General features: G+C 69.6%; 18 protein-coding genes. 8 read left to right on the forward strand and 10 right to left on the reverse strand.

What is annotated here, in order from left to right; all coding sequences use genetic code 11:
* Window positions 1-86 precede the first annotated feature (86 nt).
* Window positions 87-1,052 (forward strand): polysaccharide deacetylase family protein, encoded by a 966-nt coding sequence (locus tag AC1DH3_RS07160; RefSeq protein WP_476908927.1) that lies wholly within the window; start codon window positions 87-89, stop codon window positions 1,050-1,052.
* 61 nt (window positions 1,053-1,113) lie between these two features.
* The gene (locus AC1DH3_RS07165) at window positions 1,114-4,356 is read left to right on the forward strand and encodes an HAD family hydrolase (RefSeq protein ID WP_476908928.1); all 3,243 of its coding nucleotides are present in this window, start codon (window positions 1,114-1,116) and stop codon (window positions 4,354-4,356) included.
* 68 nt (window positions 4,357-4,424) lie between these two features.
* On the opposite strand, the gene AC1DH3_RS07170 is transcribed toward AC1DH3_RS07165, so the two are convergent.
* From AC1DH3_RS07170 to AC1DH3_RS07195, 6 genes are all read right to left on the reverse strand, one after another.
* Window positions 4,425-5,429, reverse strand: coding sequence for a zinc-dependent alcohol dehydrogenase family protein (locus AC1DH3_RS07170; RefSeq protein WP_476908929.1), 1,005 nt, complete (start codon window positions 5,427-5,429; stop codon window positions 4,425-4,427).
* Between the two features lie 65 nt (window positions 5,430-5,494).
* Window positions 5,495-6,346, reverse strand: coding sequence for a universal stress protein (locus tag AC1DH3_RS07175; RefSeq protein WP_476908930.1), 852 nt, complete (start codon window positions 6,344-6,346; stop codon window positions 5,495-5,497).
* 86 nt (window positions 6,347-6,432) lie between these two features.
* Window positions 6,433-7,548: a YihY/virulence factor BrkB family protein gene (locus AC1DH3_RS07180; protein WP_441418016.1), complete on the reverse strand. Its 1,116-nt coding sequence runs from the start codon at window positions 7,546-7,548 to the stop codon at window positions 6,433-6,435.
* An 81-nt stretch (window positions 7,549-7,629) separates the two neighbouring features.
* The gene (locus AC1DH3_RS07185; RefSeq protein WP_441418015.1) at window positions 7,630-8,226 is read right to left on the reverse strand and encodes a DUF3618 domain-containing protein; all 597 of its coding nucleotides are present in this window, start codon (window positions 8,224-8,226) and stop codon (window positions 7,630-7,632) included.
* A gap of 15 nt (window positions 8,227-8,241) precedes the next feature.
* Window positions 8,242-8,673 carry a phage holin family protein gene (locus tag AC1DH3_RS07190; protein ID WP_441418014.1) on the reverse strand — a complete coding sequence of 144 codons (432 nt, stop codon included), beginning with the start codon at window positions 8,671-8,673 and terminating at the stop codon, window positions 8,242-8,244.
* Window positions 8,670-9,533 carry a hypothetical protein gene (locus AC1DH3_RS07195; RefSeq protein WP_441418013.1) on the reverse strand — a complete coding sequence of 288 codons (864 nt, stop codon included), beginning with the start codon at window positions 9,531-9,533 and terminating at the stop codon, window positions 8,670-8,672. Before AC1DH3_RS07195 ends, AC1DH3_RS07190 begins: the two co-directional genes overlap by 4 nt.
* Before the next feature lie 181 nt (window positions 9,534-9,714).
* Here AC1DH3_RS07195 and AC1DH3_RS07200 point away from each other — a divergent pair, with 181 nt between their 5' ends.
* Window positions 9,715-10,695: a spermidine synthase gene (locus AC1DH3_RS07200; protein ID WP_441418012.1), complete on the forward strand. Its 981-nt coding sequence runs from the start codon at window positions 9,715-9,717 to the stop codon at window positions 10,693-10,695.
* A gap of 28 nt (window positions 10,696-10,723) precedes the next feature.
* Here AC1DH3_RS07200 and AC1DH3_RS07205 read toward each other — a convergent pair whose 3' ends face one another.
* Window positions 10,724-11,641 (reverse strand): LysR family transcriptional regulator, encoded by a 918-nt coding sequence (locus AC1DH3_RS07205; protein WP_476892931.1) that lies wholly within the window; start codon window positions 11,639-11,641, stop codon window positions 10,724-10,726.
* Window positions 11,642-11,774: 133 nt separating this feature from the next.
* Between AC1DH3_RS07205 and AC1DH3_RS07210 the strand changes: the two genes are divergently transcribed.
* The 3 genes from AC1DH3_RS07210 to AC1DH3_RS07220 all read left to right on the forward strand — a co-directional run bounded on the left by AC1DH3_RS07210 (window position 11,775) and on the right by AC1DH3_RS07220 (window position 14,747).
* Window positions 11,775-13,154: an MFS transporter gene (locus AC1DH3_RS07210; protein ID WP_441418010.1), complete on the forward strand. Its 1,380-nt coding sequence runs from the start codon at window positions 11,775-11,777 to the stop codon at window positions 13,152-13,154.
* A gap of 68 nt (window positions 13,155-13,222) precedes the next feature.
* A complete protein-coding gene (locus AC1DH3_RS07215; protein ID WP_175322546.1) occupies window positions 13,223-13,972 on the forward strand; it encodes a 3-hydroxybutyrate dehydrogenase in 750 nt (249 codons plus the stop codon).
* A gap of 142 nt (window positions 13,973-14,114) precedes the next feature.
* Entirely contained in the window at window positions 14,115-14,747 is a 633-nt protein-coding gene (locus AC1DH3_RS07220) for a flavin reductase family protein (RefSeq protein WP_476908931.1), read from the forward strand.
* 149 nt (window positions 14,748-14,896) lie between these two features.
* On the opposite strand, the gene AC1DH3_RS07225 is transcribed toward AC1DH3_RS07220, so the two are convergent.
* Window positions 14,897-15,178 (reverse strand): hypothetical protein, encoded by a 282-nt coding sequence (locus AC1DH3_RS07225; RefSeq protein WP_476908932.1) that lies wholly within the window; start codon window positions 15,176-15,178, stop codon window positions 14,897-14,899.
* A 229-nt stretch (window positions 15,179-15,407) separates the two neighbouring features.
* On the opposite strand from AC1DH3_RS07225, the gene AC1DH3_RS07230 reads away from it, so the two are divergent.
* Complete coding sequence (locus tag AC1DH3_RS07230) at window positions 15,408-15,860, forward strand: DUF5956 family protein (protein ID WP_476908933.1); 453 nt, start codon at window positions 15,408-15,410, stop codon at window positions 15,858-15,860.
* Here the strand turns inward: AC1DH3_RS07230 and AC1DH3_RS07235 are convergent.
* Complete coding sequence (locus AC1DH3_RS07235; RefSeq protein ID WP_476908934.1) at window positions 15,848-16,222, reverse strand: hypothetical protein; 375 nt, start codon at window positions 16,220-16,222, stop codon at window positions 15,848-15,850. The two genes, AC1DH3_RS07230 and AC1DH3_RS07235, sit on opposite strands and share 13 nt — an antisense overlap.
* Window positions 16,219-16,557, reverse strand: coding sequence for a hypothetical protein (locus AC1DH3_RS07240; RefSeq protein WP_476908935.1), 339 nt, complete (start codon window positions 16,555-16,557; stop codon window positions 16,219-16,221). The genes AC1DH3_RS07235 and AC1DH3_RS07240 overlap by 4 nt, the downstream gene beginning before the upstream one ends.
* Window positions 16,558-16,760: 203 nt before the next feature.
* On the opposite strand from AC1DH3_RS07240, the gene AC1DH3_RS07245 reads away from it, so the two are divergent.
* Window positions 16,761-17,636, forward strand: coding sequence for an IclR family transcriptional regulator (locus AC1DH3_RS07245; protein WP_476908936.1), 876 nt, complete (start codon window positions 16,761-16,763; stop codon window positions 17,634-17,636).
* Window positions 17,637-17,646: the final 10 nt, after the last annotated feature.

Genomic DNA, 17,646 nt, shown 5'->3' on the forward strand with positions numbered 1-17,646 from the left:
CCCGGGCTCCGGGCCGGACGGACACCTGGGGGTTCGTCGGGCCTTTCAGCCCTACCCCACTGGGGCCTGTGGTGCCATGGTGAGGCATGTGGTCGATCTTCGCCGGGCGCCGGCGCCGGGTGCTTGCGCTGGTGGCTGCGGTGCTGCTGGTGGTCGGCGCGGTGGTGACGGCAGTTGTGCTCTCCGGGGGACCCCCTGCCGCCGCTCCGTCGACGGCCCCGGCCACCGGCGCGGCGTCGGCTTCCGTTACCTCTTCGCCGACGCGCACTGCGCCGGGCACCCCCTCACCCGCTGCGACGCCAAGCCGGTCGCCCCTGCCGCCGTCGAGCGCCGCTCCGATCCCTCCGACGGTCACGACGGCGCCCGTGACCCAGGCGCCGCCGCCCCCGCCGCCCCCGACACCCGCTGCCCCGTTCCCCGCGGCGCTCCGGGGCGCCGACGTCGAGGTCATCCCCGGCGCGGGCCGCGTGGTTGCCCTGACTTTCGACGCCGGGGCCAATTCGGCGGGCCTGCCCAGCATTCTGCGCACCCTCGGCGCCGCCGGAGTGCGGGCAACGTTCTTCCTGACGGGCAACTGGGCCAGCGCCAACCCCGCGGGCGTCGCCTCGATCGTGGCCGCCGGCCACCGGGTGGGCAACCACTCGATGACGCATCCGGGGTTCACCTCCCTCACCGACGCCCAGATCGCCCAGCAGCTCGCCGGCGCGCAGGCCGCTATCACGGCCGGAGGCGCGGATTCCCGGCCGCTTTTCCGCTTCCCGTTCGGCGAGCGGGACGCACGGACCATCGCCGCCGTGAACGCGCGGGGCTACCTGCCGGTGCGCTGGACGGTCGACACCCTCGGCTGGAAGGGCTCCAGCGGCGGCGTTACGGTCCAGATCGTCGCCGACCGGGCGCTCGCCGGCCTGCAGCCAGGGGAGATCGTCCTGATGCACATCGGCTCCAACCCCGACGACGGCACCACCCTGGACGCCGACGCGCTGCCGCAACTCATCAACCGGATCCGCCAGGCCGGTTACGGCTTCACGACCCTGGACGCGCTCCTCGGCTGACCGCCCGTAACCGGGCCGACCGCCACTGTTCCCCGACGGGGATGACTGCTACGAATAACGCATGACGGAGTCGCCCACAGTTGCAGCTGCCCTGGCACCCGTCGACGCGGTGGTCTTTGAACTGGACGGCGTGGTGCTTGATACCGCGGAACTCCGTGCCGCTGCCTGGAAGCGGCTCCTCGATGACGTCTTCCGGGACCCCCGGTTGCCGTCGCGCGCCCGCCGGGACCCGATTGCCGACGCCGACTACACCCTTTACATCGAAGGCAGGACGCCCGCCGAGGCTGCCTCGGCGTTCCTGGCCTCGCGCGGCGTCTCGCTTCCGCCGGGTTCGCCGGCGGATGGTCCGGGCGACTGGACGGCATTCGGACTCGGGAAACGCCAGGACGAACTCTTCGGCCAACTGCTGCGCGGCCAGCCGCCCCGGGCCTTCCCCGGCACCCTGGCCCTGCTGGAACGGCTCCGGGCCGGCCGGATTCCGGTGCTGCTGGCCACGTCGGCGCCCAACGCGGGCGCGCTGCTCGCCACCGTCGGCCTGGAAGGCTTTTTCGACCATGTCGCGGACGGCCAGGCGGCGCTGCGGCAGGCCATCCCCGGCAAGCCGTCGCCGGCCCTGGCCCTCGAAGCGGTGCGGCGGCTGGACATCCCGCCCGGCCGGGCCATGGTCATCGAAGCGGCCGTCGCCGGGGTCGAAGCGGGCCGCCGCGGCGGCTTCGGGCTCGTCGTCGGGATCGACCGGACCGGCCGGCGGGCCGAACTGGAAACCGCCGGCGCCGACATCGTGGTCGAAGACGTCAGCGAACTGGACATCGGCCTGGTCATCACGCACCCCTGGATGCTGGTCTACGAGGGTTTCGACCCGGCCCACGAAGGGCACCGGGAGGCGCTGACCACGCTGGGCAACGGCTACATGGCCACCCGGGGTGCGGCGCCGGAGCACCGCGGCGGTGAGATCCACTACCGCGGGAGCTACCTGGCAGGGGTCTACAACCGGCTGGCCAGCGTCGTGGAGGGCCAGAAGACGGTGGACGAGCACATGGTGAACATTCCGGACTGGCTGCACCTTGACCTGCGGATCGAGGGCGGCGCCTGGTGGTCGGAGGGAGGCCTGGTGCTCAAGCAGGAGCGCCGCACCCTGGACCTCAAACGCGCGCTGCTCACCCGGGAGGCGCTGCTGGAGGACGACGCCGGCCGGCGGCTGAGGCTGGTGCAGCGCCGCCTTGTGTCGATGGCGGAGCCGCACCTAGCCGCGCTGGAGACGGTGCTGACCGCGGACGGCTGGAGCGGCAGCATCAGCGTCCGCAGCGGCTGCGACACGGACGTGACCAACTCCAACGTCCCGGAGGACGCTCAGCTGTCCAACCGGCACCTGACGGCGGTGCAGGTGACGGAATCCGACGGTGGGGAGTCCGCCGGTGGGCGGAGCGCCGGTGGGCAGTCCGCCCGGGGGCACACCGCCCGCGGGCAGAGTACTGCCCGACGGGGCGCCGTCGTGCTGAACGTCCAGGTGCAGACCAGCCAGAGCCGGGTCGGCATCGCCCTGGCGGTCCGCACCGAGGTGTCAGGGCCGGCTAACTCCGCCTTCGAGCAGCTTGGCGGCCTGTACGCGCACCGCTTCGAGGTGGCGGCCGCGGACGGGACAGCGGTGACGGTGACCAAGACGGTGGGGGTCGCCAGCTCCCGGGACCACGCGGTTTCCTCTCCGCTGACCGGGGCGGAGGCGGTGCTGGCGCGCGCGGGCGGCTTCGAGGCGCTGCTGGCGGAGCATGAGAAGGCCTGGTCCCTGCTGCTGGCTCCGTTCATCATCGAGTCCGACGCCCCGTCGCAGGCGCAGCTGATCCTGAACCTGCACGTGTTCCACCTGCTGCAGACACTGACGACGCACACCGCCGAGCTGGACGCGGGCGTGCCGGCCCGCGGACTGCACGGAGAGGGCTACCGCGGGCATGTCTTCTGGGACGAACTGTTTGTCCTGCCGGTGCTGAACTCCCGGCTGCCCTCGCTCGCGCGGGAGCTCGTCGACTACCGCTGGCGCCGGCTCGGCACGGCCCGGGATGCGGCGCGGGCGGCCGGGCTGCGGGGCGCGCTGTTCCCCTGGCAGAGCGGCAGCGACGGCACCGAGCAGACGCCCAAGCTGCTCTTCAACAAGCTGTCCGGGCACTGGATGCCGGACTACTCGCACCTCCAGCGCCATGTGGGCCTGGCCGTGGCCTACAACGCCTGGCAGTACTTCGAGGCCACCCAGGACCGCGGCTGGCTGACCCAGCACGGCGCGGAACTCATTGTCGACGTCGCCCGCCTGTTCGCCTCGATGGCGGACTACGACGCCATCGAGGACCGGTTCCATCTCAGGGGTGTGATGGGGCCGGATGAGTACCACACCGGCACCCAGGGCAACCCGGGCGGAGGCCTCGACGACAACGCCTACACCAACATCATGGCCGCGTGGGTGTTCGACCAGGCGGAGTGGATTATGCGCTCCGTCCAGGGGTTCGACATGGAGGACCTCCGGGCCAGGCTCGGCATTACGGCAGCGGAAATCGCTGGCTGGGAGCGGCTGAGCCGGCGCATGTTCGTGCCCTTCCACGGGGACGGCATCATCAGCCAGTTCGCCGGCTATGGCGCGCTCCGGGAACTGGACTGGACCCACTACCGCCGCAGCTACCGCAACATTGAACGGCTGGACCTGATCCTGGAAGCCGAAGGGGACAGCACCAACCACTACCGGCTGGCCAAACAGGCCGACGTCCTGATGCTGCTCTACGTCCTGGGCGAGGACCAGCTCGTGGGATTCCTCGGCCGGATGGGCTACACCGTCACCGCCGCCCAGATGGCCGCGACCGTGGACTTCTACCTGGCCCGGACCGCGCACGGCTCCACGCTCAGCCGGGTGGCGCACGCCTCGGTCCTCGCGCAACGGGATCCTGAGCGGGCGTGGGCCACGTTCCGCGAAGCCTTGGACGCGGACCTGGACGATACCCAGGGCGGGACCACGAGCTCGGGCATCCACCTGGGCGCCATGGCCGGCTCGATCGACGTCGTCCAGCGCAGCTTCGCTGGACTGCGGATCACCCGGGACGCCCTCGACTTCACGCCCAGGCTCCCGGCTGAACTGCGCCGGGTCGAGTTCCAGGTCCGCTACCGCGACCAGCTGCTGGCGGTGCATCTGGAAACGGACCGGCTCATGGTCTCCGCCGCCCCCGGGGACGCCGCCCCCGTGCTGGTCCGGGTTGGCCCCCGGAAGGTGCTGCTGCGGGCCGGCGAACAGCATGAATTCCTCCGCGCCGATTCCGCACCCAACTAGCTGGCAGTTGTTGTCGTTTTGAGCCCTCAAAACGACAACAACTGCGAGCCAGTTGGGCGGGGCCTGCTTCAGGAGGCCACGCGGATGACGGCGGCGCCGGTCACCTGGTCCCCGGCGAGGTCCCGCAGCGCCTGGTCTGCGGCGTCGAAGGGGTAGGCCACCGTGGTGGGGCGCAGCGGAATCTCAGCGGCGAGCCGGAAGAACTCCTCGCCGTCGGCCCTGGTGTTGGCGGTGACGCTGCGCAGTTGGCGCTCCTGGAACAGCTCGGCGGCGTAGTGCAGCGGCGGAATGTCGCTGAGGTGGATGCCGGCGACGGCGAGGGTTCCGCCACGGTCGAGGGCACGCAGCGCCGGCGGCACGAGGGTCCCGGCGGGAGCGAAGAGGATGGCGGAGTCGAGGGGGTCCGGGGGCTCATCCTCGGCTCCGCCGGCGAAGGTGGCGCCGAGGTCCAGGGCGAGGCGGCGGGCTTCGGGAGACCGCGTCATGACGTAGACCCGGGCCCCCTGGTAGAGCGCAATCTGTGCGGCGAGGTGGGCCGAGGCGCCGAAGCCGTAAATGCCCAGCCGGCCGCCGATCGGCAGTTCCGCCCGGCTCAGGGCGCGGTAGCCGATGATGCCCGCGCACAGCAGCGGAGCCGCCTCCTCATCCGGGAAGATTTCGGGCACCCGGTAGGCGAAGTCCTCGGCGACGGTGATGAGTTCGGCGTAGCCGCCGTCGCGGTCCCAGCCCGTAAAGGTGGGGGACAGGCACAGGTTTTCCTGCCCGCGCAGGCAGAACAGGCAGGACCGGCAGGTGCCGCCGAGCCAGGCCACTCCCACCCGCTCGCCCGGGCGGAACCGGTCCGCGCCCGGGCCGGCGCCGATCACCTCGCCGATCACTTCGTGCCCGGGAACGACGCCGGCCCGTCTGGGGGCCAGCTCGCCTTCGGCCAGGTGCAAGTCCGTGCGGCACACCCCGCACACCCGCACGCGCAAAAGGACTTCCCCGTGGCCGGGGCTGGGGTCCGGGCGCTCGCCGGATACCAGCGGACCCGTCGCGATTGGTCCGGGCTGCGCAACCCACCAGGCTCGCACAGGGCCTCCCCTTCTGGCTCATCTTCCTGACCCGGGCTGCGGCGGCCGTGATCCCGGGGCCGGAATCAGCGCGTGATCATGACGTTGCAGGCCGCCTTGTGCAGCACCGCCGAGACGGTGTTGCCAATGCCTCCGCCGCGGTTGTGGGTGCCCAGCACCAGCACATCCGCATCTTCGGCTGCCTCCACGAGTTCCTTGGCCGCCGCCCGGCCCTCCTTCAGCGTGCCGGAGACTGCCAGCCCGGGGGCGAGTCTCCCTGCTTCGCCGAGGGAGTACTCCAGCAGTTCCGCGCCGTGGAGCGGGGCGTGGCGGCCGTGCTCCGCCAGGTCGCCGCCATGGTCCGGATCAACATGGATCAGCTGCAACTCGGCGCCCATTGCGACGGCGAGGCGGGCGGCGTCGGCCAGCACCGCCGAGCTGTGGGCCGCGGCATCGACGCCGACGACGACGGGCCTGCCGGGCAGGTGCGGACGGCGGACCACCATCAGCGGGCACGGGGCGGCGCCGGCCAGCTCCAGGCAGACCGAGCCGGCGAGGTGGCCGAGCACGCCGCCTATACCCCGGCTACCCACCACAAGGAGGGAGGCGTCCGCGGCGGCCCGGCGCAGGACCTGTGCGGGCAGTCCGGCCTCCATGACACCGTCGACGGCGAGCCCGGGGTCAACGCCGTGGGCCAGCCCCACGCCCTCGGCGAGGATGGTCTCGGCGGAATGCCGGAGGCCGCTGCCGGCCACGCCTTTGACGGGTCCCAGGTCCTTGGTGAACATCGGCCAGACCCAGGCGTGGACCACCCGCAGGGGGACTCCCCGGAGGGCGGCGTGGTCGGCGGCCCAGCGGACAGCGAGTTGAGAGGATTCGGAGCCGTCGTAGCCCACGGCGACGGCGGCGGGCCGGGGACCTGCTGCGGGTGCCGGCATGGATCCTCCCGGGTAGGCGGACGTAGCACTCCCCAGCGGTGCGTCCCCCAGTACTACCGGTGCGGGGAACGGGACGGCTAGGGGCTTTAGTCCCCCGCCCGTTCGGGGCCGCTATGTTCTTCCCGCAGCTCCCGTCCGCGGCGGATGTCCTCTTCCTCCTTGGCCTGCAGCTTGTCGCTCTTCTTCGTGTCGCGCGGCGGCAGCTGGATGGCTTCCTCGGCCTCGATGCCGGCCTGGAGCTGGCGGCCGCGTTCGGTTTCGGCGTCGAACTCGGCGCCGAAGAGCAGCGACATGTTCAGGATCCACAGCCAGAGCAGCGCGATGATGACGCCGCCGATTGCACCGTAGGTCTTGTTGTAGCTGTTGGAGTAGGCCACGTAGAAGCCGAACGCCAGGGATGCCAGCAGGAAGACCACCAGGGCGATCGCCGATCCCATGCTCATCCAGCGGAATTTGGGCTGCTTAACGTTGGGGGTGGCGTAGTAGAGGATGGCAATAGCCACGATCACGAGCACCAGCATCACCGGCCACTTGGCGATGTTCCAGACGGCCAGGAACGCCCCGCCCAGACCGATGATGTTTCCGACGGACTCGGCCACCGGGCCGCTGAGCACGAGCATCGCGGCCAGCACGACGACGATCAGCAGGTTGACGACCGTGACACCGAGCATGGTGCCGCGCAGCTTCAGGAACGGCCGGCCCTCGTCGGTCTCATACACCCGGTTCATGGCCCGCCCGAACGCCCCGACATAGCCGGAGGCGGACCAGAGGGCGGTGAGGAGGCCCACGATGAACGTCAGGCCCGCGGCCGAGGAGCTGGCCAGTTCTTCGACTACCGGGCGGATCGTGTCCACGGTCTGGCCGGGTGCGATGCCCTGGACGATGTCCAGCAGCGCCGAGGTGGTTTTCTGGGCGTCTCCGAAGAGACCCAGCAGGGACACCAGCGCCAGGAGCGCCGGGAAGATTGAGAGCACCGAGTAGTAGGTCAGCGACGCCGCGAGGTCGGGGCACTGGTCTTTGGTGAATTCCCGCAGGGTCTTCTTGGCGATGTACTTCCAGGAGGGCTTGGTGACATCGGTGGGGCGGTCCGGCTTGCGCGCGTCGTCCGGGGCGGGGGCAGTGCGCGCCTTGGCGGTGCTGCTCTCGGGGGTTTCGGCGTCGTCCATGGAGCCAGTGTCCGCCTTGGTGAGGTTCTTGGCCATCGGAATCTTCTTTCGTGGTTAAGCGCAGCGGCCGGCTGCCCAGCGCGTCAGCGAGGGCAACCGGCCGTCTTCCGGGTCGGGCTAGGCCTGCTGGACGTTGTCCTTGGCGTCGGCCGCGCGGTCCTTCACGTCGGCGACGGCCGTCTGGCCTTCACCCTTGACGTTCTGGGCGGCGTCGGTGGCCGTGGCCTTGACGTTCTCCATGGCGGCCTGGGCAGGCTCCTTCAGACCCTCGGCCACGTGCTGCGCGGCTTCGGTCAGCTCCGTGGTGAGCGGCTCGGCGGCCGTCTTCAAGGCGTCCGCTGCCTCGCGTTCCTTCTGGCTCGCCGGGATCAGCGAGGACACCAGCAGGCCGGCGCCGAAGGCGATGAGCCCTGCCGCGAGCGGGTTGCCCTGCGTCTTGGTCTTGGCCAGGTGCGGTGCGTCGGCGACGGCGGAGCCGGCGTCGTTCAGGTGCCAGGCGGCACTGCCGCCTGCGGAATGCACGTTGCCGGCGGTGTGGTCGGCTGCTCCCATGACTTTCTCCTTCACTCCGAAGACGGCGTCCTTGACCTTGTCGGTTTGGCGCTGGACGATGTGCGACGGCGTGACCTTGTCGGCCACGGCGTCGACGTTGGTGCCGAGCCGGGCGCGGGTTGCTTCAATGTCGGCGCGGATGGCATCCGGGTTTTCAGTCATTGTGTTTTCCTCGCTCTAGTGGCTGGGCTTGAGGGTCGGGGGGATTTCCTGGAGGGTTTCCGCGGTCTGCGGCATGCCCTTCATCGCCTTGAGTTCCTTGCGGCCCATCGAGGCCAGGACGGCGCCGATGATGCCCCAGATGATCGCGACGACGACGCCGGACCATCCCAGCCCCATCAGCGTTCCCAAACCCCACCAGAGGGCGAGGGAGAGGAACAGCAGGACGAAGTGGCCTGCGACGCCGGCACCGGCGAACATGCCGCCGCCCTTGCCGGCCCGGCCGGCGGTCTGCTTCAGTTCGGCCTTGGCGAGCTCCACTTCCTGACGCATCAGGGTGGACATGTCCCGCGTGACGTCACCTAGTAGATCGCCCAGGGAGTTGGTTTCCGCTTTCACATGGGCCTCGGTGGGAGGCATCGGGGCGCCCGTGGGCATCTCGCTGCTCATCGACGGCCTCCGTCGAACGGATCCTTACGGTCGGGGTCGACGGTGGGATCAATGCGGTACGGATCGGCGGCCAGCGGGTCGTTAGCCCACTGGTCGGCGTGCGCGCCGGTGCCCTCAAGCGGGCTGGGCGGGTAGGTATCGGCTACGCCGGCGGTCGTCGTCTCCGGGTAGGTCACCGGCGGCGGGGGGACCGCGACGCCGGCGTCGGGCACCCGGGTGACCGGGGCGCTGTACTGCGCCGGGGTGCCGGTGGTGCCGGTGGACGTCGTATCTGGAGCCCCGGCGCTGAGGCTGCGGCTGAGGCGTCCGGCCAGGATGCCGGCGCCGGCAGCGGCCAGCAGGAAGGTGCCGGGCCGCTGGCGGGCGAAGGACTTGACCTCATTGAGCAACGAACCGGGGTCGCGGTTGTCAAGCCACGTCGCCACGGACTGTGACCGCTCGGCGGCCTGGCGGATCAGGTCGGTCGCGACGCCGGGCTGGTCCGAGGCCTCAGCCATGGTGTGGAGTTCGCTGGAAATGGAGCGCAGGCCCTGGGCAGCCTTCTGCTGCTGCGTGCCGGCCTGGGCGGTCAGGTCCGTCCGGGCCTGGTTGATGAGGTCCTTGGCGTTGCTCTTGACCTCGCCGGCCACGTTGGCCGCTTCGGCCTTTGCCGTTTCGGTGACGTTCTGGGCCGATTCCGCGGCCTGCTGCTTGACCTCGCCGGCTTCGCCCCTGGCGGTGTCGGTCTTCGAGGGCGTCCCGGTGGAGGCGGGCGGGAACGTCGAGCTCTGCCGCAGCGCCGGCTCTGTACCTAGCTCCGTGCCCTGCGTCGCCGTCGGGGTTCCGTAGCTACCGTCCTGGGGCCATTGGTTCTCTGTCATCGTCGCTCTCTTTCCTTGTAGATCTGCTGCCGGTTAGCAAACCAGCAGCGCCGAACGCGAATAGTAAGCATGATTACTATTAGATAGTAAGCACGCTTCGCATTTGATTACAAGGAAATTTTGAAAATCGGCCGTCGCTGGCCAGCTAGGGTTGGTCCATGAGCGGAATGGCGGATAGCTGATGGCAAAGCGCGGCAGGGCGGCCGGGCGAAACGCCGGGACGTCGACGCCGGGAGTGGTGGAAGTGCCGAAGGGCAGCCGCCCGGACGGCCCGGTCGCGGGCGTCTACTACATCGACACCGGCGACTGCGAGCTGATCCCGGACCAGGACAACTCGACCGGGTGGCTGCTGCGGATCAACGGCGTGATGAGCTCCCATATCGACCTCGCCGACCCGCTGTTCCTTGACTTCGAGTACATGCGCTGGATTGCGGCGCTGGTGGAGTCGCGTTGGCCGCCGCCGACCCGGCCGAAGCTGCGTGCCCTGCACCTGGGCGGGGGAGCCTGCTCGCTGGCGCGCTACTTCCACGCCGCCTATCCGGACGCCCGGCAGGTGGTGGTGGAGCTGGACGGGAAACTTGCCGAGTACGTCCGCGGCTGGTTCGACTTGCCCAAGGCGCCGCTGCTGCGCCTGCGCGTGGGGGAGGCCCGCGAGGTTACCGAGAGCCTCACGCCGCAGACGCGGGACCTCATCATCCGCGACGTCTTCGCCGGCTCCGTCACCCCGCGGCCGCTCACCACCAGCGAATTCACCGGCCACGCCAAGCGTGTCCTGGCGCCCGGCGGGATCTACCTGGTGAATTCCGGCGACGCCCCGGCGCTGGCCAACGCGCGCGAAGACGCTGCCACGATCGCTGCGGCCTTCGAGCACACGGTAATCATCGCCGACCCGGCCATGCTCAAGGGCCGGCGCTACGGCAACATGATCATCGCCGGCAGCGACGCGCCGTTCGACGACGACCCCGGCCTCGCACGGCGCCTGCTGGGCGGCGCGGTGCCGGCGCACATCTGGCACGATGCCAAGGTGCGCGCCTTCGCCGCCGGCGCCGCCGTCCGCCACGACCCGGAGGCGGCGGTCCCGCTGGCGGTAGTCCCGACGTCGGCGAACCCGAAAGCCGCGGACCCGAAAGCCGCGGTCCCGACGTCGTCGACAGCTCCGTAACGGCCCTTTTGCGGCCCCAAAACGGCGCCTACGGAGCAATCGCTGCGTACCCGCCCCGGCCCATCAGCGCCTCGCGGTGAGCGTCGGTCTGCTCGCGCAGGGCCTGGACCACGGCGGCGACGGCCGGCCGGCGCATCGAGTCGGGCCGCAGGACCATCCAGTAGGGCAGCCGTTCGGCGAACTCATCCGGCAACAGCCTGACCAGGTCCGGATGCAGGTCCGCGGCGAAGCAGGGCAGGAAGCCGATTCCGGCCCCGGCCCGCGTCGCCTCCACGTGGACAAAGACATTCGTGGAACTCAGCCCGTCCCGCATGGTCGGCACCAGCCGCCGCGGGGCATCGAGGTCGTCCACCTGGAGCATGGAATCGACGAAGTAGACCAGCGGATGCGCCTCCAGTTCGTCCACGGAGCGCGGCGTCCCGTACTCGGCCAGGTAGCTCCGCGAGGCGTACATCCCCAGCATGTATTCGCCGAGCCGGGCCGCCTCGGCCCGATGCACCTGCGGCTCGCCGACCACCACCTCGATGTCCAGGCCGGAGCGCTGCTGCAGCGCCCGCCGGGTCACCGTGATGATCTCCACGCTGAGCCCGGGGTGGTGGCGGCGCAGCCGGGCCACCGCGGGGGCCGCGATGTAGGCGCTGAAACCGTCGGTGGCGGTCATCCGCACGACGCCGGTGACGGGATCCGGCGTCGTGCCGGGCTTTTCGAGCGAGCGCACGGCGCCTTCCACCTGCTCGGCGACGGCGACCGCGGAGGCGCCGAGTTCCGTCAGTTCCCAGCCGCCCGCGGCCCGCGACAGCACGCGGCCGCCGAGGGCCTTCTCCAGGGCAGCGATCCGGCGGGAGACCGTGGTGTGGTTCAAGCCCAGGACCTGGGCTGCCGTCGTAAATTTGGCCGAGCGCGAGACCGCCAGCAGCACCAGCAGGTCGTCGGGATTTGCATTCATATCTGCAATTCTGCACATACATCGTGCCGGTTTGGCCATTGAACCGCAAGGTATCTGCGGCAATACTCGATGAAGCCCATTTTCAGTGCTGTGCATCACGGCGCGTGTCATCGTGGACACTAAGGAGAACGAAATGAGCGTAGACCAACGCTCCGCAACACCCCCCGCCGCAGCCACCAAGGGTGCAGGCCTGAAGAAAATCGTCGCCGCATCGATGGTCGGCACCGTCGTGGAGTGGTACGAATTCTTCCTCTACGCCACCGCCGCCACCCTGGTGTTCGGCAAGTACTTCTTCCCCGCCACCGGCAATGAACTGGACGGCATCATCCAGGCGTTCCTGACCTACGCCGTCGGTTTCGTCGCCCGCCCGCTCGGCGGCATCGTCTTCGGCCAGATCGGCGACAAGCTGGGCCGCAAGCCCACCCTGCAGCTGACCATCGTGATCATCGGTGTGTCCACCTTCCTGATGGGCTGCCTCCCGGGCTTCGTCGACATCGGCTACCTCGCGCCTGCCCTGCTGGTGGCGCTGCGCTTCATCCAGGGCTTCGCGCTGGGCGGCGAATGGGGCGGCGCCGTGCTGCTCGTTGCCGAGCACAGCCCCAACGAGTCCCGCGGCTTCTGGTCCAGCTGGCCCCAGGCGGCGGTCCCGGTCGGCAACCTGCTGGCCACCCTGGTCCTGTTCATCATGTCCAATGTGCTCAGCGCCGCGGACTTCCTCGGCTGGGGCTGGCGCGTGGCGTTCTGGCTCTCCGCGGTGATCGTGTTCGTCGGCTACTACATCCGCACCAACGTCTCCGAAGCCCCGATCTTCCTCGAGGCCAAGGCGCAGCTGGAGCAGGAGCAGGCCGCCAGCTACGGCGTCCGCGAAGTCATCCGCAAGTATCCCAAGGGCATCCTGCAGGCCATGGGCCTCCGGTTCGCGGAAAACATCATGTACTACCTGGTGGTGAGCTTCGCGATTGTCTACCTCAAGAGCGTCCACAAGTACGACACGTCCTCGCTGCTGCTGGCCCTGTTGATTGCCCACCTCATCCACTTCCTGGTCATCCCGCAGGTCGGACGGCTTGTGGACAGCTGGGGCCGCAAGCCGGTCTACCTGGTCGGAGCCATCACCGGAGCCACCTGGCCGTTCTTCGCCTTCCCGATGTTCGACACCCGCAACCCCGTCGTCATCGTGCTCGCCGTGACGATCGGCCTGTGCCTGCACGCCTTCATGTACGCCGGCCAGCCGGCGCTGATGTCGGAGCTGTTCCCGACCCGGATGCGTTACGCGGGCGTCTCGCTGGGTTCGCAGGTCACCTCGATCTTCGCCGGCTCGCTCGCGCCGCTGCTGGCCACCGCGTGGCTCAAGGACACCGGTTCCTGGCTGCCCACCGCCATCTACCTCCTGGTGGCCTGCGCCATCACCACGGTGGCAGTGCTCAGCCTCAAGGAAACCAAGGGCATCGCCCTCGAGGACGTGGACCGGGCCGACGCCGAACGTGAAGGCCTTGCAGTAGCGGCCGTCCGCTGAGCTGCTTGAACGTCCGCTGAACTGCTTGAATCTGATGACCGTGAATCTCTGAACTGGAAGGCTGGGTAATGGAAAATACACTCAACGGCCGCAAGGCATTGGTCACCGGCGGCGCGGGCGGGATCGGCGCTGCCAGCGTCCGTGCCCTCGCTGCCAGGGGCGCGAAGGTGGTGGTTGCCGACGTCGACGAAGCCGCCGCCACCGCCCTCGCCGACGAAGTCGGGGGCACCGCGTGGGCGGTGAACCTGCTCGACGTCGAGGCCCTGCAGACGCTCAGCCTGGATTGCGACATCCTGGTCAACAACGCCGGGATCCAGCGCATCAGCCCGATCGAGGACTTTGATCCGGCAGATTTCCGCCGCATCGTCACCCTCATGCTTGAGGCGCCGTTCCTGCTGATCCGGGCCGCGTTGCCGCACATGTACGCCAACGGCTTCGGCCGGATCATTAACCTGTCGTCGGTCCACGGGCTTCGGGCCTCGCCGTTCAAGAGCGCCTACGTCTCCGCCAAGCACGGCCTGGAAGGGCTGAGCAAGGTGACGGCGCTGGAGGGCGGTGCCCACGGTGTCACGTCCAACTGCATCAACCCCGGGTATGTCCGGACGCCGCTGGTCGAGTCGCAGATTGCGGACCAGGCCAAGGTGCACGGCATTCCGGAGTCCGAGGTGCTGGCCAAGATCATGCTCACCGAGGCGGCCGTGAAGCGGCTGGTCGAACCCGAGGAGGTGGCCTCGCTGGTGGCGTGGCTGGCCTCGAACGACGCCGGCATGGTCACCGGCGCCAGCTACACCATGGACGGTGGCTGGTCCGCCCGATAGGGCGTTCACAACTCCGACCCGCTGGCTCTGACGCGCTGGCCCTGACCCGCCCGGGCATCTCTGCCCGGGCGGGTCAGTTGTCTGTCAGCCGGGCCAGGTTTGGTGGCGGCTTCGCCGCGGGGCATGCCGCTAGGCTGGGGGCATGCGCAAGGATTTCAGCCCCGCCGACTTGCCCTCCGCAGAGTTTTACCGGCTGCTGACAGCCGTCGTCGTGCCCCGTCCTATTGCCTGGGTCTCCAGCACCTCCGTCGACGGGGTGGACAACCTCGCTCCGCATTCCTTCTTCACTGTCGCGTCGGTGACACCGCCGATCATCCAGTTCACCTCGGTAGGCCGGAAGGACACGTTGCGGAACATCTCCGCGCGAGGCGAATTTGTGGTCAATCTTGCGCCGGCCGACTTCCTCGCCGAGGTCAACGCGACCGGCACCAACTTCCCGCCGGAGGTCAGCGAGTTCGATGCCGCCAATCTCACCCGGGAGGCCAGCCTGACGGTCAGCGTGCCCCGGGTGGCGGAGTCGCCGGCGGCCCTGGAGTGCCGCCTGCATTCGACGCTGGCCATGGGTGACTGCGTGCTGGTGTTCGGCGAGGTCACCCACGCCGCGATCTCTGCCGATGTCCTGGATGGCAGCCACCCGCGCATCGACCTGCTCGGGCCGCTGGCCCGGCTCGGGCGAGACGAGTGGGGGCACCTGGGGCCGGTTCAGGAACTAGGCCGGATCCGGAGGTCCGACTGGCCGGGCGGTTTCCGACGGAGGGCCGAACGGCAGGCTTAGCCGCCCGCGTAGGGGCCCGGGCCGGCGAGCAGCCGGCTTGATGCTGCCAGATGGTCGTCGTGGCGGTCTGTGGGATGCCGTCCTGCAGCGCCGAGTCGGGGATGCGGAAGGACTTCCCGGAGCGGACTGCAAAGGACGTCCTGGTCTGCCTATTCGGGTTGCCGTACGTTGCGGTGATCAAAGTAGAACAGGGTTCCGGCGGGAGTCCCGGGGACGCGCAGGCCGACGAACGGGGCGCGGATGACCTCGACCGTCCCTTCCCTGCGCCCATTGAACGGGTCGTCGCCCACGACCAGTTGGCCGATGCGGAACGGGACGCGGCCTTCGTAGACGCGGCGTGCAGCCTGCCGCAAGGCCCGGGCGACACGGGCAGCCGGCTGCGGGCGTGCGGGCTGGGCTGTGCTGATTGGCCGTGCTGGGGAAATGCGCATCGGGCTGCTCCTTGCCAGCGAACGAAGTTCCTTCACGGGGGACCGAAACGACGTGGACGGATTCCCCAGCCTTGCCGTCTTCGTTCCGGCGCCCCCGTCCGCCCACTGTACGAACTCGTCCCACCAGTAACACGCGTAACACGTACCCCTTCTTCGCCGACCACCACTTGGATCCCGGTCACGGGATACTCGGGGCAACGAATTCCGGCGAGATGGTTAGGGTGGGCCTATGAGTGAGGATCCGTGGGGTGCCAGGCAGGCGTCCACCGCGCCCGAAGGCTGGATTCCGGCGCCCGAAAACGGCTGGGGTGCGCTTATGGTGTGGGCCGCCGGTCCGCCAAACGTCGTGCGGGTCCCCGCCGCGCCCCGCAACCGTGAGACCGTCGTCGTTACCCAATACAGCGACGGACGCGTGACCCGGGAACCCTCGCTCCTGACCGACGCGGACCTGGAGTCGATCGACGACGATATCGACACCTATCTGGTTCATGCCGGCGTGCCGCCCCGCCCGCGCGGCTTCGACTGGTACCTGCGCCCGCCGGCCGCTGCCGCTAATGGTCCCGACGCTTTCTGGGCCGCCGTCTGGGAAGGCGCGACGGCGGGGCGGCCTAACGACGGGATGCACCCGTCGCGGTTGAGGGCAGCCACCGCGGCGGCGATGGTCCGGCTCTACCGGGGCTGACGGCGAAGGTTCCGCCAGTGGAGCGCTACCGCCGCGACTATTAGCGGGACGTGGATCGCCGGGAGGTTGTGGGCAAACCACTTCGGCAAATAGATGTCCGTGACGGAGCCGGTGCTGTCGCCGAGCCGTTGAGCGACCGCCGTCAGTGGGCAATGGAAGCCGTTGCCCGCAAAGACCGCGGTTTCGGCGAAGACCACGGCGCCGGCGACGCCCGCCCTCCGGTCGGAGCGTCCCCGGATCCCGGAGTACAGGACATAGACCATCGCCGCCTCGATCGTGAACCACGCCAGGGTATGGACCGCCTTCACCGCTTTCAGCTGCGCCCCCTGGAACTCCGTGCGCCGGGTATCCACACCCGTCACCCGGGCTGCTGCAGGGCGAGGACGATGATGGCTGCGTTAATGCCCAGCCCGATCAGCCACCACGGGTTGAACGTGAGCACCAGCAGGGCGGCCGAGATTCCGGCCCCGGCTACCGTGACCGGGATCCACCTCGGCGCCGCCACCAGGAGTCCCAGGCCCGCCAGCCCCAGTACCGCCGCGGCGGCGATGGCCAGGGCAACAGCGAGACGGCGCACCTCCCCGGCGAAGGGGGACCGGCCGACGTCGAACGGCGCCTTTTCGTCCGGCCGCGGCAGCCAGATGGCGAGATGAACGAGGCCGTGGGCGATTAAGAACAGTCCTGCGATCCAGCGCACGGCGGTCCTCCTGATGTTCCGGCGGCTTCGTTCAGCGAAGCACCTTCTCCCGTGGCCGGGCTAGGGGCGGAAGTCCCCCGCCCGGTCTAGCATGATTGTCTGGTATTCCAGACAACGTGAGATGCGCTGAGTCCTTGAGGGTGGACAGCCGGGGGCATGCTTAAGTACGGGATACCGGACACACCCGAAACGAAGAGGACCACATGTCAGCCGCCAGCGCCACCACCCCGCCCGTGGGAACCCCCAGTGCCCTGCCGAAGCCGGCTGCGGCCAGGCCGGCCGCCGCCAGGCCGGCGTCCAAGGTACCGGCGGCCGAGAACACGCTGCGGATCCTGAAACTGCTGGCCTCCAAGCGCGGGCCGATGGCGGCGTCGAACATTGCCACCGCGCTGGGCCTGCCGCGCTCCAGTGTCTACCATCTGCTCGGCGTGATGGAGGCGAACGGTTTTGTGCTGCACCTGCACGAGGAGCAGCGGTACGGGCTCGGCATCAGCGCCTTCGAGCTCAGCTCCGCCTACTCCCGCCAGGAGCCGCTCTCCAGGCTCGGCCGGCCGATGCTTGCGACGCTGGTGGACGTGATCGGGGAGAGCGCCCACCTCGCCGTGCTGCACGGCAGGGACGTGCTCTACATCGTCGAGGAGCGGGCGAAAAACCGGCCCTCCCTCGTGACCGACGTCGGCGTCCGGCTACCCAGCCACCTCACCGCGAGCGGCCGGGCGATCCTGGCCGCGCTGCCGAAGTCCCAGGTCCGGGCGCTGTACCCGAACGCCGCGGCCTTCAGTGCCCGGCACGAGACCGAATCGCCGATCACCAAGTACTCCGCACTGTCCTCGCATCTGGACCAGGTCCGGCAGCGGGGCTACGCCACCGAACACGGCGAAGTGACCCCCGGCTTCGGCTCGATCGCGGCCGCCGTCACGGACCACACGGGCTGGCCGACGGCCGCCGTCGCCGTGACGTTCCTGGAGGACAAGCTGCCCACGGACCAGTGGCCGGTCCTGGCCGCGCGGGTCAAGAAGGTCGCGGACGATCTCTCGGTCCGGATCCACGGCCGCCCCAGCCCAACTGGCTCGCAGTAGTTGTCGTTAT

The organism is Arthrobacter sp. 05L428, assembly GCF_056397665.1.

Coding starts and splice junctions, on each gene's coding strand:
- AC1DH3_RS07200 (WP_441418012.1), top strand. CDS start 9,715: ATGGCAAAGCGCGGCAGGGCGGCCGGGCGAAACGCCGGGACGTCGACG.
- AC1DH3_RS07205 (WP_476892931.1), bottom strand. CDS start 11,641: ATGAATGCAAATCCCGACGACCTGCTGGTGCTGCTGGCGGTCTCGCGC.
- AC1DH3_RS07245 (WP_476908936.1), top strand. CDS start 16,761: ATGTCAGCCGCCAGCGCCACCACCCCGCCCGTGGGAACCCCCAGTGCC.
- AC1DH3_RS07165 (WP_476908928.1), top strand. CDS start 1,114: ATGACGGAGTCGCCCACAGTTGCAGCTGCCCTGGCACCCGTCGACGCG.
- AC1DH3_RS07225 (WP_476908932.1), bottom strand. CDS start 15,178: ATGCGCATTTCCCCAGCACGGCCAATCAGCACAGCCCAGCCCGCACGC.
- AC1DH3_RS07185 (WP_441418015.1), bottom strand. CDS start 8,226: ATGACTGAAAACCCGGATGCCATCCGCGCCGACATTGAAGCAACCCGC.
- AC1DH3_RS07230 (WP_476908933.1), top strand. CDS start 15,408: ATGAGTGAGGATCCGTGGGGTGCCAGGCAGGCGTCCACCGCGCCCGAA.
- AC1DH3_RS07190 (WP_441418014.1), bottom strand. CDS start 8,673: ATGAGCAGCGAGATGCCCACGGGCGCCCCGATGCCTCCCACCGAGGCC.
- AC1DH3_RS07180 (WP_441418016.1), bottom strand. CDS start 7,548: ATGGCCAAGAACCTCACCAAGGCGGACACTGGCTCCATGGACGACGCC.
- AC1DH3_RS07210 (WP_441418010.1), top strand. CDS start 11,775: ATGAGCGTAGACCAACGCTCCGCAACACCCCCCGCCGCAGCCACCAAG.
- AC1DH3_RS07175 (WP_476908930.1), bottom strand. CDS start 6,346: ATGCCGGCACCCGCAGCAGGTCCCCGGCCCGCCGCCGTCGCCGTGGGC.
- AC1DH3_RS07220 (WP_476908931.1), top strand. CDS start 14,115: ATGCGCAAGGATTTCAGCCCCGCCGACTTGCCCTCCGCAGAGTTTTAC.
- AC1DH3_RS07195 (WP_441418013.1), bottom strand. CDS start 9,533: ATGACAGAGAACCAATGGCCCCAGGACGGTAGCTACGGAACCCCGACG.
- AC1DH3_RS07160 (WP_476908927.1), top strand. CDS start 87: ATGTGGTCGATCTTCGCCGGGCGCCGGCGCCGGGTGCTTGCGCTGGTG.
- AC1DH3_RS07215 (WP_175322546.1), top strand. CDS start 13,223: ATGGAAAATACACTCAACGGCCGCAAGGCATTGGTCACCGGCGGCGCG.